General features: G+C 41.6%; 12 protein-coding genes and 2 pseudogenes. 10 read left to right on the top strand and 4 right to left on the bottom strand.

Translation table 11 applies throughout. The features are described from left to right. Window positions 1-90: 90 nt before the first annotated feature. The 6 genes and pseudogenes from ACYTXL_RS24175 to ACYTXL_RS24150 form a co-directional block, all read left to right on the top strand. Window positions 91-1,307 (top strand): annotated as a pseudogene (locus ACYTXL_RS24175) (group II intron reverse transcriptase); the annotation flags it as partial. Window positions 1,308-1,450: 143 nt separating this feature from the next. Beyond that, the gene (locus tag ACYTXL_RS24170) at window positions 1,451-1,597 is read left to right on the top strand and encodes a hypothetical protein (RefSeq protein ID WP_461926949.1); all 147 of its coding nucleotides are present in this window, start codon (window positions 1,451-1,453) and stop codon (window positions 1,595-1,597) included. 61 nt (window positions 1,598-1,658) lie between these two features. Then, the gene (locus ACYTXL_RS24165; RefSeq protein WP_461926948.1) at window positions 1,659-1,946 is read left to right on the top strand and encodes a hypothetical protein; all 288 of its coding nucleotides are present in this window, start codon (window positions 1,659-1,661) and stop codon (window positions 1,944-1,946) included. Next, complete coding sequence (locus ACYTXL_RS24160) at window positions 1,946-2,347, top strand: type II toxin-antitoxin system VapC family toxin (protein WP_461926947.1); 402 nt, start codon at window positions 1,946-1,948, stop codon at window positions 2,345-2,347. Before ACYTXL_RS24165 ends, ACYTXL_RS24160 begins: the two co-directional genes overlap by 1 nt. 88 nt (window positions 2,348-2,435) lie before the next feature. Further along, the gene (locus ACYTXL_RS24155; protein WP_461926946.1) at window positions 2,436-3,623 is read left to right on the top strand and encodes a class I SAM-dependent methyltransferase; all 1,188 of its coding nucleotides are present in this window, start codon (window positions 2,436-2,438) and stop codon (window positions 3,621-3,623) included. A gap of 308 nt (window positions 3,624-3,931) precedes the next feature. After that, window positions 3,932-4,810, top strand: a complete 879-nt coding sequence (locus ACYTXL_RS24150; RefSeq protein ID WP_461926945.1) for an NAD(P)-dependent oxidoreductase — start codon at window positions 3,932-3,934, stop codon at window positions 4,808-4,810. Window positions 4,811-5,016: 206 nt separating this feature from the next. On the opposite strand, the gene ACYTXL_RS24145 is transcribed toward ACYTXL_RS24150, so the two are convergent. Beyond that, window positions 5,017-7,107, bottom strand: a complete 2,091-nt coding sequence (locus tag ACYTXL_RS24145) for a type 2 periplasmic-binding domain-containing protein (RefSeq protein WP_461926944.1) — start codon at window positions 7,105-7,107, stop codon at window positions 5,017-5,019. 154 nt (window positions 7,108-7,261) lie between these two features. Next, entirely contained in the window at window positions 7,262-8,167 is a 906-nt protein-coding gene (gene hslO, locus ACYTXL_RS24140; RefSeq protein ID WP_461926943.1) for an Hsp33 family molecular chaperone HslO, read from the bottom strand. 140 nt (window positions 8,168-8,307) lie between these two features. Here hslO and ACYTXL_RS24135 point away from each other — a divergent pair, with 140 nt between their 5' ends. The 4 genes and pseudogenes from ACYTXL_RS24135 (at window position 8,308) to ACYTXL_RS24120 (ending at window position 12,116) form a co-directional block, all read left to right on the top strand. Beyond that, window positions 8,308-8,694: a hypothetical protein gene (locus ACYTXL_RS24135; protein WP_461926942.1), complete on the top strand. Its 387-nt coding sequence runs from the start codon at window positions 8,308-8,310 to the stop codon at window positions 8,692-8,694. A 1,360-nt stretch (window positions 8,695-10,054) separates the two neighbouring features. Further along, window positions 10,055-10,291, top strand: a complete 237-nt coding sequence (locus ACYTXL_RS24130; protein WP_461926941.1) for a hypothetical protein — start codon at window positions 10,055-10,057, stop codon at window positions 10,289-10,291. Window positions 10,292-10,824: 533 nt separating this feature from the next. Beyond that, window positions 10,825-11,172: pseudogene (locus ACYTXL_RS24125) on the top strand (cysteine peptidase family C39 domain-containing protein); the annotation flags it as partial. 692 nt (window positions 11,173-11,864) lie between these two features. Next, the gene (locus tag ACYTXL_RS24120) at window positions 11,865-12,116 is read left to right on the top strand and encodes a hypothetical protein (RefSeq protein WP_461926940.1); all 252 of its coding nucleotides are present in this window, start codon (window positions 11,865-11,867) and stop codon (window positions 12,114-12,116) included. A gap of 541 nt (window positions 12,117-12,657) precedes the next feature. Here ACYTXL_RS24120 and ACYTXL_RS24115 read toward each other — a convergent pair. Continuing rightward, complete coding sequence (locus tag ACYTXL_RS24115) at window positions 12,658-13,245, bottom strand: Uma2 family endonuclease (RefSeq protein ID WP_335163577.1); 588 nt, start codon at window positions 13,243-13,245, stop codon at window positions 12,658-12,660. Between the two features lie 19 nt (window positions 13,246-13,264). Further along, entirely contained in the window at window positions 13,265-13,690 is a 426-nt protein-coding gene (locus ACYTXL_RS24110; protein ID WP_461926939.1) for a universal stress protein, read from the bottom strand. Between the last annotated feature and the right edge of the window lie 345 nt (window positions 13,691-14,035).

Raw genomic sequence — 14,035 nt, 5'->3', positions numbered from 1 at the left:
CTGACTGACCACATAACGGGTGGATGGGATTGATGATGGTGACACGACTTCCCAAAAGTGACTTGAAGTTATGTGCAGTCTTACTGTACTGTTCCCACCATTGCGGATAGAGCTTGGCAATGCCTCGCAAAATATGCGCTCGAACCAGCTTGCGCGTTGCCACTTTTCATGCTAGGAGCTACGGGTTTAGAACGGGGCGCTCTGCCCATGATGCACAAAAGTACATCTTTGAGAACCTCAATTCCAAAGCCAACGGAATAGAGAAACGAGTTATTGAACTCGATATCGAAAAATGCTTCGACAGGATTAACCACTCATCAATAATGGATGAACTCATTGCCCCCAAAGGCTTAAAACTCGGTATTTTCCGATGCCTCAAGGCAGGAGTTAACCCAGAATTCCCTGAACAGGGTACACCTCAAGGGGGAGTGGTCAGCCCGCTACTAGCTAACATCGCGCTCAACGGGATTGAGAGTATCCACAGATACCACGCTCAATATAGAGAGGGTAAAAGGATTACACCTAAAACATCGGCAGAAAAAATTGCCGAGCCATCAGTCCGATATGCGGACGATATGGTTATAATACTCCGACCCGAAGATGATGTGACAGAGATACTTGAAAGAATCAGCGAGTTCCTCCGCAAACGCGGAATGCAAGTAAGCCAAAAGAAAACCAAAGTAACCGCCGCGACAGATGGGTTTGATTTCCTCGGCTGGCACTTCAAAGTGCAGAGTAATGGAAAGTTTAGATGTACTCCCTCAGTGGATAACTTCAAAGCTTTTCGTAAAAAAGTAAAACACATCGTCAACAACTCGAATTATGGTGCTATCACAAAGGCTGAAAAATTAGCCCCGGTAGTTAGAGGTTGGAGAAATTACCATAAGTTCTGCAAGATGGACGGGTCGAGAAACTCGTTATACCACATCGAAACGAGAGCTTACAAAGTATTTAACAAGGAAACCAAACAAAACCGCTACTCTAGCAAGAAATTACTAGACAAAGCATTCCCAGCAGTTTCCTACTCCGAAAATAAACACGTCATGGTTAAAGGAACACAATCCCCCTATGACGGAAATACAGCCTACTGGAGCGAACGCAAAAGCAAGCTCTACTACGGCGAAACTTCTATTGCTCTTAAGAAGCAAAACCATAGATGTGCTTCCTGCGGTCTGAAATTCATTGATGAGGAACGGGTTCATCTGCATCACATCGATGGAAATCACGCTAACTGGAAGAAAAACAATCTTGAAGCAATTCACGAGAGTTGCCACGATTACAAACACATGAGCAAAAGCGCAAGCTGAGAACATCGCAAGCTGGGTGCGGTGAAAGTCGCACGCCCAGATTTAACTGAGAGGTGCGCGGGATAATACCCGCCATCGACTCAACCAAGGAACAGTACCCATCGCTTCATATTTCTGATGTCTATTTCCTAATCGGTTATTAGTTGCAACACCAAGCCGAAGTTAATGCCTACCTTCTAGAGCGTCAAAGACTTGCCACAAAGATTCAACAAGAAGCTGAAAAGAATTTTAACCCAATGGGAGTACGCGATCGGCTATTAGCAAGACGCAACCTTCAAATATTTCATTGATTAGGGCATCAAACAAGCAAAGCTATAATTACCATAGCCTCTAGCCACGTTGCATACTTTTATGACCCATCTTCTGACACTGGAACTGAACGATCAGATTTTTACCGCGATTCAGCGACAGGCTAAAGCGATTGGCGTTCCTCCTGAACAGCTAGCTGCAACGTTGCTAGAGCAACAGTTTGGACAAGTTTTTAAATTGTTGCTGTCTGAAGCCGAAAAGGAGACAGTACGAGCCAGATTTGAACGCCATTTTGGGGCACTTAATCTCGAACATCCCATTGATCTGAACAATGAGAGTATTGATGTAGATTTGGTGAGAGAGTATGCCAATAACCACGAGGAGGGTTAATGCTCCTCGATACCTCTGGGTTACTTTGTCTGCACTATCAGACTGAGCCTTTGCATACTGAAGCTATTGCTGCCTATAAGAGAGCAACAATCCGATTAACCCACAGCTATATAATTGCTGAGTACGTCGCGTTAGCCACTGCAAGGCGTTTTCGGCGTTCATCCGTCCTTGCTTTTATAGTTGACTTGCTGGATAACGTAGACATAGAAACGGTTTGGGTAGATGAGCCATTGCACCGGAGAGCAGTCGATCTCCTAATGGAACGGGAGGATAAAACTTACTCTCTATGTGATGCACTGAGCTTTGTGCTAATGCGCCAGCGCGGGATTACAGAGGCATTGTCTACTGATCGGCACTTTGAGCAAGAAGGGTTTATCCGCTTACTGCGACCCGCAGGCTAACACTACAGGTTTCAATTTTTACACTTCGCTTAAATTGATTGTGCTCCTGGCAAGCATTTATTTTCTCGACTCCCCAATCTCAAATTTTATGGATTCAAATCCAGCATTGTGTACAGCGATCGCAAATCAGATTACCACCACTCCTCAACAACGAATTACTTTCGCCCAATTCATGGATATGGTATTATACCATCCTGAACATGGCTACTATTCCAGCGATGCAGTTAAAATTGGCTTTCAAGGTGGTGATTTTTTCACTTCTCCAAACCTCTGTGCTGACTTTGGCGAGTTACTAGCAGAACAATTTTTGCAAATGTGGGAGATTTTAGGAAAACCTGTACCCTTTTCTCTGGTAGAAATGGGAGCAGGTCAAGGATTGCTGGCATTACATATCCTTAAATATCATCAACTGCACTACCCAGATTTTTTTACGGCGCTGGAGTACATCATTGTTGAAAAGTCCCCAACTTTAAGACAAGAACAACAGCAACGCTTGCAAGATTTACCCGTGCGTTGGTGCAATTTAGAGGATATACCACCGAATGCGATCGCTGGCTGCTTTTTTTCTAATGAACTAGTAGACGCATTTCCCGTACATCAATTCATTCTAGAAACAGGAGAACTCCGAGAAATTTATCTAACCACAGATCAGAATGAGAAAGAAACCAATGCCCCATGCCCATCATTTGTAGAAGTCACAGGGGAACCTTCAACGCCCCAACTAGCTGAATATTTGGATTTATTGCAAATCAACTTTGCTCAAAGTGCATATCCAGATGGTTATCGTAGTGAAATTAATTTAGCTGCTCTAGACTGGTTGAGTATAGTAGCAGACCGCTTGCAGCGCGGCTATGTGTTAACAATTGATTATGGCTACCCTGCCAGTCGTTACTATAATCCCAGGCGATCGCAAGGAACGCTACAGTGTTATTATCATCACCGTTTCCATGACAACCCCTATATCAATATTGGAAGACAAGATATCACTGCCCATGTTGACTTTACAGCTTTGTCACGCTGGGGCCAGAAGTGCAATTTAAAGAATGTTGGTTTTATCCAGCAGGGATTATTTTTGATGGCGTTGGGTTTAGGCGATCGTATTAGTGCGCTTTCTAATCAACAGCAACCCCTTTCGCAGTTACTAAAGCGGCGGGACGCACTACACCAACTTATAGATCCCACAGGACTAGGTGGTTTTGGAGTCCTAGTTCAGAGCAAAGGCTTGGACAAGACAGAAATTTCTCAACCACTCAAAGGATTGATTCTGCCAGAGTAAAGGTAAAGAAAGAAAAGTTAAAATAGCATAACAGTGATTACTGTAAAGTTAAACACACTAGAAAAGTAATAATTATGACTACTCATGACCTGCTAATGCTAGTAACCTTACTTACTCCAGGTATTTTACTTTCAGTGATAATTATGGCGACTTTTGCTGCTGGTGGCTAATCACCAAATACGATATTCAGTAGTTAGTGAACAGTTATCAGTATTCAGAGATAACTGTTCACTGATATTAAAATCAAACAATGCGATCGCGATGTCTAAAACAGGCTACGCCTACGCTGTATTAAAGGAACGTGAAAAATGAAGGTGGCATTTCTGGGAACTGGACTAATGGGACTACCAATGGCTCAAAGGTTATTAGCCGCAGATATACAGCTAGTTGCCTACAATCGTACCCCAGAAAAATTAGCACCACTACAAGCAGCTGGGGCTGAAATTGTCACACATCCGCGCCACGCCATTCGTGCTTCTGAGTGCGTAATCCTCATGCTTACTAATGTCTCGGCCATTTATAATGTGTTGCTTTCAGATACGGCTTGGCAAACTCTAGAAGGGCGCACGATCATCCAAATGGGAACAATTACCCCCACAGAAAGCCAGGAAATTAGAGATGCAGTTGTTGCAGGTGGTGGTGAGTATTTAGAAGCACCCGTATTAGGGAGTATCCCGGAAGCAAAAGCTGGCAAGTTGAGTGTTATGGTAGGCGGCGAACCAGAACAATTTGAACGCCACTTCAAGTTACTCCAAAATTTTGGCACAGAACCTTTACTTATAGGGCCAGTGGGATCTGCGGCGGCGCTGAAATTGGCACTAAATCAACTAATAGCTTCCCTAACAACTAGCTTTGCTCTGAGTTTAGCTTTTATCCAGCGTCAGGGTGTCGATGTGGATGTGTTTATGCAAATATTGCGCGACAGTTCACTCTACGCACCTACCTTTGACAAAAAGCTACAACGGATGTTGGATGGCAATTATGCTGATCCCAATTTTCCCACAAAACACTTGCTTAAAGATACAGAATTATTTATCTCGGAAGCGAAATCTCGGAGTTTGGATCTCAGCAGTATTAAAGGTGTGCGGCAAATCTTGCAAACAGCCGTGAAAATGTCATTTGCTGATGATGATTACTCATCACTATTTTCTGTAATTAAGGAATGGGGAGAAGCGATGGGGGAATAAATTTTCGTAGAGCCTGGGCCAATAGAATTCGCGCCTATACAAACAAAGCCCACCTCCGTGGGCTAAGAGAAATATTAAGGTTTTTTAACCTGCTGAGGCGGGTTTTGCCTGTGTAGACAAGCCAGTGCGTTGGGCGGCTCCGGCGACTTGAAGCACCTGGCGCGGTTTATAACCGCCCTTTTAACGCAATACAGTAATAAGGATTATTACTGCCCATTAATAGTCGTTGATGGTGGCAATTGTGGAGACTCAAGCTGAGGCTGAGGCGAGGGTTGAGGATTGAGAAATTGCTGCCAAGCCTTAATTTGCTCTTGCGCCCCACTGTAAGCAGCACTACCGCGTGGAATCGATTTGGCAATGCCAATCCCTTTGGCAATATCAGACTGACCTTGAGAGCGTGCTATTTCTAACAATTGCTGACTCCACTGGTCAATAGCTTGATTCGCATCCATACGTAAGATGCTATTGTTTGAAACCCCATCTGCCAGCCGTATTGCCTCAACCAACCCTTCTGGCGTACCAGTCGCCCCCACTTCCTGGGCTTTTTTCCAGTTTTCTTTGGTGCGGATTTGACCTTCCCAATCATTTATCGCAGCTTGTGCGTCTCCAGAAAGCGCCCTTCCCGACGAGGCAATTTGTTGAGCTGCGCCAATGGCGGCGGTGAGATTTCCACTCTGAGCCAGTTCTTGTGCCTGATCCAAGTAGGGCTGGTCTTGAATTCGCTGAATCTTTCCTACCCAAGTGCGAACTTTTTTCTGGGCTTCTGGATATAATGCACGACCTCTACGGATTTCGCTGGCCTGAGCGATCGCAGCTTGCAAGGAGTTAATATCCTCAAATACCGCTATCTGGTCGGCGCGGTCTAAGTAAGGCTGGTCTTCAATTGTCTCCACTTGGGCACGCCAGCGACCCATCTCTTGCCTAGCTTCTGTGGCTCTAGGATTACTAGCAGGGATGAGTTCCACTTGGGCGATCGCTGCTGTTAAATTAGGGACTGTTCCCTGACTAGCCAATATTCTCGCTTTTTCTAAATTGGCAACATCTTCAATTTCCAACTGCCAACGAGCAATGAGTTGCTGTGCTTCCTTATACACTGGTCTGGAAGGATCAATTTGTTGTGCTTGGGCGATCGCAGCCTCTAAACCAGAAACATTACCGATCCAAGCACTCCTTTTCGCGTCAGCTATGGCGATAAAGTCATCTGTTTCGGCTTGTAGTTTCGTACTTTCCGGTATTTGTCTGGCAATATTCAGCGCCTCATCCGCATCCCGGTTGTCTAGTTTTGCCTGTGCCAATTCCAGCATTTTGCGTCCAAATCCGGGAATCGCTGACTGAGCTTTTTGGTAAATATAACTTTCCTGCCCAATCGACTCGGCTAACTTGATCGCTTCTAGTAAATTATCAACTACTTTACTACTTGCTAAATTTTCAGCTTTGTCTAACTTATCGCCATCTTCCCGCGCTCTGGCAATTAGACTATTCAATTGGTCGTATTTAGTACTCGCCCAGTATTGATTATCTACGCGCAGCATTTTGGCGGATAACATGAATGCCGATTGCCAGTGCCGTTCCTTTACTTCGGCGATCGCACCGTTGTATGTAGCTTCTGCCTTTGACCAAATCGACTGCCATTTGCCAATTTGTTCATCAACTAATTTATAAGCAACCACGTCTTGGGGGATTTTCTGGGCTGTTGCGATCGCTTTCTCTAAATTCCCGGTTTGGAAACTTTGATCAGCTAACTTTAAAATATCCCGTGACCATTCTTCGATGAAACGGTCAATTTCTCCATGCAACGGGTGATTTTGTGGTAGTTGCTTCACCAGAGCGATCGCTTGCAATAGGTCGTTCACTGTCTCCTTAGAAGCCGCCAACTGAGCGCAGTGTAGCCGCACAGAAGCACTAGCTAGAGGCCAGAAAATCGATGGGCAATTAGGGGCAGTTGGCAACTTCAGCAGCATTGCTATTGCCAAGAATCCGACACTGCCGGGAATCAACATTAGTAATACTAGCCACAACGTCCAGCTTTTCATCCAGCGTGGCCATTTCCCAGAACTTTTACTGAGTTGAGCAGTTTCTTCTGAATGACTATTTATATGTAATCCTTCTCTACGAGACGCTTTGCGATCCGGATCGTTTTTTTTTCGCCGCTTCACTGACTTGGAGGTAGAACCAGTAGCTGGAACACCAAATGGTTGAGTTTCACCGAATTCTTCTGTTCGGGATAATCTTGTATTTTGATCTGGCTCTCTTCCACTGGCTGAAGACCAACTCTCTGGAATATCCCGCTCTGTCATCTCTCACACCAAAATAATTGAATAGCGCTCTGTTTTAGCTTGATAATTCCATTGCTGCCATAGTAACTTTCTCGTGATTAAAAAGCTACTTTTTTGATTATCTCTCTCCCCAAAATACCATTAACAATCTCAAAAATCAGTGCTATTTTATACTTTATTCGCAAACGATAGATTCAGCTTGCAAATCGGCAATTAGTTGAGCTAACTGATCGCTACTTGCCTGGTAAACACTGCCGCAAAAGTCGCAAGTTGCTTCAGCACCATCATCTTTGATAATCATATCTTGCAGTTCGGCTTCTCCCAACATCTTCAGTGCCCCCAAAACGCGATCGAAAGAACAACCACATTGGAAGCGCAGCATTTGCCGTTCGGGAAAGATTGCCAGCCCCATATCTCCCAGCAAGTCGCCTAAGATTTCAGTCAAAGTCTTCCCAGCTTGCAGCAATGGTGTAAATCCTGCTAGACCAGCCACCCGTGATTCCAACCTTTCTACTAAAGCTTCGTCTCTGGCAGCTTTAGGTAATATTTGTAGCAGTAATCCGCCAGCCGCCGTTACTCCACCTGCTCCCACGAAGACACCTAAAACTAAAGCTGAAGGTGTTTGTTCAGAATTCACCAGATAATGAGCCACATCATCGCCAATTTCCCCAGAAACTAGTTCAACCGTACTAGAGTAGGGATAACCATAACCGATATCTCGGACAACGTAGAGGTAGCCGCCACCCACTGCACCACCAACGTCTAGCTTACCTTTGGCATTGGGAGGCAATTCCACAGATGGATTCCCGACATATCCGCGTACCGTGCCATCTAAGCCTGCATCTACCAATATCCCACCCAAAGGCCCATCGCCCTTGACTCGCACATTCACCCTCGACCCAGTTCGCTTCATACTAGAAGCCATTAACAAGCCTGCTGCCATAGTCCGACCTAGTGCTGCCGTTGCCACATAGGAAAGCTTATGGCGTCCCCGTGCTTCTTCTGTTAAACGTGTGGTGATCACACCTATGGCACGAATTCCACCTTCGGCTGCTGTTGCACGAATTAACTGATCCGCCATGAATAACCTTACATTTCTTAACAAGTTCACTTTTTCTATTCTAAGTTCTCTGCTGGTAGAAAAGTGACGCGCTAATAATCAGTGATTGTATTTGCAATATTAGAAATAGCGATGTCTCACCTTTAGGTAATCCTAGAAAAATGCTGGGTAATTTTCAACAAAGTCAACTGCGAATCGAAATTGAAGCACCAACAGATGCAATTCGTGACAGTCTGCTGCATCCGGTGCAACTAGAAAAATGGCTCTTAGGGCAACGCTTTGCGCCAGGAATGCCAGAAGAACTGCTTCCCGGATTCCAGTTTACTACCTGGACTGGGCCAGTCCCGATTCATCATCAAGTAGATGTTGTAAAATCCAACTGTCTCCGCTTAGTACTCAGTGGAGGCATTGACGGCTTCCACGAATGGTACTGGGGAGAAGGTTGGGTACAATCTCGCTTGGAAGGAGTTTCAATTTTGCCCTTGAATTTGGGTCAAACCCTGAGTTTATTGAGCTTGCGTCAGTTTTTGGCAACTCAAGAGCGTTGAATCGACTGAACGTAGGGACAAGGGGGATTTTCCTTGTCTCTATGTGTGTTCTCAATCAGCCGACAAATCCTTTAACAGCCTTGCTTTTCTCAAAATAAATCTCAAGCTAGTAATGAAGAGTTTGTAGTAAGCACTTAAGTGCTTACTAAATAAGGACTAAAGTCTTGACTACAAACTTGCTTACTCATCAATTTCAACTTGACAGACTTCTACGTTCCTCAAACGCCACATCGTTCAACTCTCTTCACCAGAGCGCGAGTGCCTCCCCAGCCTACCCCTAAATTCATCAAGCCAATGAAAATCAAGGTTTTTTATTTTTATTTAGTGGGGGTATTATAATCGGGCTAAAAAGTGAGATCCCGGACACGGAGAGAGGCTTTGATTCTTGCTCCCCAACGCTAGTAGGGAAGCCAGTGCGTTGGGCGGCGAGCCAAAGATTGTTGTTGCACCTGGCGTAAGGGGTTGGGGGTTAGGTTTGAGAGTGAAGTTGTACACGGCGTTTAAGTAAATCGGCCTTAAAAAATCAACCTACGTGACGAAATGTAAAATCAGCAAACAGCTTATAAATCAGTGATTTCAGAGTTTTTATAAAACTAAACGTACATGGGTTTTATCGTGCCGACCTACTTAGTATTTAAATATAATGTTGATATACAGCTAACTCTAAATAAGAATTCGCGCATTTAATGATAGTAATACCAAATCTTTATAATTTTTATTTAAAATTTTATCCTTTCTTTATTTATTTGCAAAACATTTATGTAACCAATATAAAAATTTTTTCAAATTAATAAATCTTTCAGCAAAGTCAAACGTTTATATATTAGAAGAAATTATATTTACTCAAATTTTTGGTGTATAAAAAAATGATTGTAAAAATAACATTTTTAGATAAAAATACTTACTGTAAAATGCAGAATCGCAGTTTTGAGTTTTATAAATTTATTTAAGTACGAACCGTATAAAAAATTCGTTTTATTTACTTGACTATATCTTTAAGTCTGTGGATTTTCGTTAATTTACCAGTATTAATACGCAATTAGCTGCAATTATACATTTTTTGACAAAATTAAGCTTTTAGACCGTTTTATTTATATCAATATATATTGACGACTACGATTTTTTGATGAATAAAAAATTAAATTTTAAATAATTTTGTATAAAAAGTAACTATGTAATATTTTTGATTCAGATGTGTAATACACATTTCTTAAATACTTGGCTGCTTGACCTTTTGAGCAAGAGGCGTATAATACATTTAACTTCACAAAAAAGTTACTAGATATACACTTTACGTTTATATCTATTACTTTGGAGTGGCGTTGACTTTAACCCCAACAATCAAGCGAGAATTAAAATCATGGAAAGCACATTGTTTACTGCATTAAGCACCAACGAAGAAGCCAGCCTTTCTGGCGGCGCTATCACTAATAGCTTCAATGGTAATAACATCACCCTCGGCAATACTGCTGTTGCTATTCCCATCAATGTAGTTTTGGGAGGTACTGGAAGTATTTCTGGAAAGAAAAATGGAAACGTATTGACTGGACAATATGCATCGGCGAATGCAGGAAATATCTTCGCCAACAATAAGTAAGCTAGAAAATTCATCGCCATAGGCAAACTTATGAAGTTTAGTAGAAGCGAAACAATAAACGTCAAGGCAGGATTAACTGCGCCTTCAGAGAAATAAAGCCTCGCGTTTTAAATAATTTACCCTGTTGCCACAGGTTAAGTTACTTAATACACGTACCTGAATTGCTAATCGACTTAATTCTACCAGCAATTAGGTATTTATTGAGTGCAATTATCCTAGCATACATTTATTACGAGGCATCGACTTTTCTTCAACAAACTTCACAAATTAGGATTGAGTATTGTTTAATAGCCATAGTCAATCCTAATTTCTAGTGCTTCTTTCGGAAAATACTGCTTATCTTTGAGTAGTCGAGTAGGGAATGAGTGCTACTGTATGCACGGATAAAACCCTCCTATTTTTTTGGGTTTTCTCACAATATTATTGGTTAGGGACTTCCAACAAATAAATTACCCCACAAGAAGTATTTGAGTATTTTTTTATTTGTCAGTCCCTTACTGGAGTGTAAAATGAAATAGCAAGTTGTTACACAACATAGCGAAGAAGATTGTGGAGCTGCTTGTCTTGCTTCTATTGCCAAACACTGGTGCCGTAACTTTATACTAAATCGCATCCGGGGAGCGGTAGGTACTAGGCTATTAGGAACAACATATGTTAGCGGAACGCTTGGTTTTAATGCACGCTCTGTCAGAGCATCTAATAAAATATTAGACCAGATGACCCAAGCGCCACTGCCAGCAATTATTCACTGGAGAGGTACTCACTGGGTTGTTTTGTCTGGTCAAAAAGGTAAAAAATATATACTTGCTGACCTAGGCGTTGACATCCGTTATGTCTCTAGAAAAGAGTTAATGCAGGTTTGGTCAGATAAACCCGCATAGCGCACTTTAATAGAAATACCAAATTTTTATAATTTTCCTCTAAACTTTTACGCTTTCTTCATTTATTTGCAAAAAATTTGTATAATCTACCTAATAAAGCTTTTTTCAAATTAATAAATAATTAACCACAATTAAACTTTTTATATTAGAAAAAGTTATACGCCTTGAGTTTTTGTTGTATTAAATAATTACAAAAAAACATTTTTTACATAAAAATACTTATTCAAAAATGCAGAATTCCAGTTTTGAGTTTGATAAATTTATTTAAGTACAAATTAGTATAAAAAATATTGTTTGGTTTGCTTGACTATATCTTTAATTCTGGTATTTTTCGTTACTTTGTCAGTATTAACACGTAATGATCTTCATCTATACGTTTTTTAACAAACAAAATTAAGCTTTGAGATCGCCATATTTATATCAATATATATTGACACCTGCGATTTTTTGGCAAATAAAACTTATTTTTAATTAAATTTGTATAAATGCTAACTAGGTAATATCTTTGCCGAAGAGGAAGAGGTGTAATATATTTTTCTTTATTAAAAAAATAATTGCTTGACCTATTTAGCAAGAGCCGTATAATACTTCTAACGTCACAAACAAGTTACTAAATATACTCTTTTACGTTTATATCTATTACTTTGGAGTGACGTAACTTTAATCACCACAATCAAACGATAACTAAGGTTATGGAAAGCACATTGTTTACGACATTAACCGCCAACGAAGAAGCCAATTTCTGTGGTGGGAACAAAAGCTCCAAGAAGGAAACTGCTAAAGTCTCTTTAATTAAGTATTTCTTTCAATTTATAGCTCAATTTACCGGCGGTGCTGGCGGTGCTGGCATCATAAATATTGGCTCTGGCGATGTTGTTGTTATTGGAAGCACTGTTATAGGTGGAGATGGTGGATCTAATGCAATTGTTACGTCGCGCTCTTAACTATTCTGTTAGGGGAATAGGCAAACTTATGAGGTTTAGTAGAAGGGAAAGAATAAACGTAAAGACACGATTAACCGCGTCTTTACTCGGATAAAGGCTCTTAAATAAACGACCCTGTTAGAGCAGGTTAATTTACTTTTGCGTCTGTCTGTCTTAATAGCTAATCTACTTAACTCTGACAAGCTATTAGCTATTTGTTTGATGGCAATTATCTTAGCATACGTTTATTGTTACCCACATACTTTTCTTCAACAAACTTCACAAAGTCTGTCAACGGTTGCTAGTTGGCAACTGTTGATAAACTTACAGCTATTTTCAGGTAAATAGACCACGTGGTAGGGGCACAGCATGCTGTGCCCCTACGACAGATGTGGTTCAAATACATGAAAACTGCTGTAAGTGGTGCTTTTCCCTAAAGATACTGCTCACTTTGAGTAGGGAAGTAAGCGTTGCTATTTGAGAAATCAACCAGATTCATCACAATCTAGTAATTTGTGAACGATAACGAAACTCTTTTTACAGAACTGCTTTGAAATTATTTTTAATTATCGGCTGTTAACACTTGTTCAACTGTTAATTCTAACTCTGGAAAAATTTGAGATTGAATGCATTGAGTACCAATAAACTCTACTGGTTCGTATAATTCTTCAATCAATGTGAAAACAGTAACTTTGTTCGTTAATGGATCGACAATCCAATACTCTGGAATATTTAAAACGTTATATTCAACTCGCTTGGCTCGATAATCTACAATCTTTGTTGACTCACTGACGACTTCCACCACTAACAAGGGGGGTGGTTCGTTGAGTTCAATAACTGCCTCTCGGTTTCTCAACTCTCGCCACTGAGGTAATGGAATCACAACTACATCTGGAATCCTCGATGTATCCCATCTCCCAGCACGGGGGGAACGAACACCGATAACCATTTGTTTAGAAGTCCAATCCAACTTTAGCCGGAGAATTTCTGCTCGGAAACAAACATTGAGAAATTCTGTTACCGCGCCATGTTGCCCACTTCCTAGACTCATGGGAATTAGTTCTCCATTGACCAATTCGTAGCGGGTATCAGTGCCATCATCATATTTCAGGTATTCCTCAAAGGTTAATTTTGGGGTGGTTATTGTCATTGCTTCCCCTTGCAAATTTTTACCTTGGTTTGACGACTAACACTGAACAATTAGCCTCTTCCACAACTTGACTGCTAACAGAACCCTCGACAATTCGCTTCATCCCAATCAATCCCCGACTGCCAATTATAATCAAGTCGGTTTTGTAAATATTGGCAAGGCGAATAATCTCTTCGGCAGGATCACCAGTTACCAATTCTAACTCACTTGTGACTGATAATTTTTCCTGATATAATTGCAGCTGTTTTTCAATATGAAAATAAGAAAATATTGGGGACTCTAGCTGAGGACTATCAGCGGGTAGTTCCATCTCTGACTCTGGTGTGGGAAATACATGGCAGAGAATAACCTTGGAGTCTTTTGACAACGCCAAATTATCTAAAGTCTGAATTACTCGTTCTGAAATTTCCGAACCGTCTAGAGCTACCAAAATATTCTTTAGCACCGCTCTCGTCTCCTCAAGAGTAGACCCCTTACATAAGTATCTAGCAAAATTTGTTGGCAGCTACACTAAGATTAATTTTCCATCTGCCTACTTAGTCAGGACTTACGCAAACAATAGCCCAAAAGAATGATTTTTAGGTAGCGGCAATGCCCGACTTGTGGACGCCTAAAGCCCGGCTGAAGACAGGGTAGCAACTGGCACGCGGTCGCCATCCAAACTTTTAGTCTGAACCTATCGAGTGACTTTTGCCAACAGTATAGGAAAAAATTAAGCATTCCAAATCACTCTTCTTGCTGAATTCGGCGTCGTACTGAATCAGCATGGGAAGGTAAGCCCTCTGCTGTT

It is taken from the genome of Nostoc sp. (assembly GCF_054880495.1).
The sequence above is the reverse complement of the archived record's forward strand: the minus strand, read 5'-3'. Positions and strand labels throughout refer to the sequence as shown.

What these genes read in the sequence shown, in the direction of transcription:
- ACYTXL_RS24165 (WP_461926948.1), top strand. Translation starts at nt 1,659, where the DNA reads ATGACCCATCTTCTGACACTGGAACTGAACGATCAGATTTTTACCGCG.
- ACYTXL_RS24160 (WP_461926947.1), top strand. Translation starts at nt 1,946, where the DNA reads ATGCTCCTCGATACCTCTGGGTTACTTTGTCTGCACTATCAGACTGAG.
- ACYTXL_RS24155 (WP_461926946.1), top strand. Translation starts at nt 2,436, where the DNA reads ATGGATTCAAATCCAGCATTGTGTACAGCGATCGCAAATCAGATTACC.
- ACYTXL_RS24150 (WP_461926945.1), top strand. Translation starts at nt 3,932, where the DNA reads ATGAAGGTGGCATTTCTGGGAACTGGACTAATGGGACTACCAATGGCT.
- ACYTXL_RS24145 (WP_461926944.1), bottom strand. Translation starts at nt 7,107, where the DNA reads ATGACAGAGCGGGATATTCCAGAGAGTTGGTCTTCAGCCAGTGGAAGA.
- hslO (WP_461926943.1), bottom strand. Translation starts at nt 8,167, where the DNA reads ATGGCGGATCAGTTAATTCGTGCAACAGCAGCCGAAGGTGGAATTCGT.
- ACYTXL_RS24135 (WP_461926942.1), top strand. Translation starts at nt 8,308, where the DNA reads ATGCTGGGTAATTTTCAACAAAGTCAACTGCGAATCGAAATTGAAGCA.
- ACYTXL_RS24130 (WP_461926941.1), top strand. Translation starts at nt 10,055, where the DNA reads ATGGAAAGCACATTGTTTACTGCATTAAGCACCAACGAAGAAGCCAGC.
- ACYTXL_RS24120 (WP_461926940.1), top strand. Translation starts at nt 11,865, where the DNA reads ATGGAAAGCACATTGTTTACGACATTAACCGCCAACGAAGAAGCCAAT.
- ACYTXL_RS24115 (WP_335163577.1), bottom strand. Translation starts at nt 13,245, where the DNA reads ATGACAATAACCACCCCAAAATTAACCTTTGAGGAATACCTGAAATAT.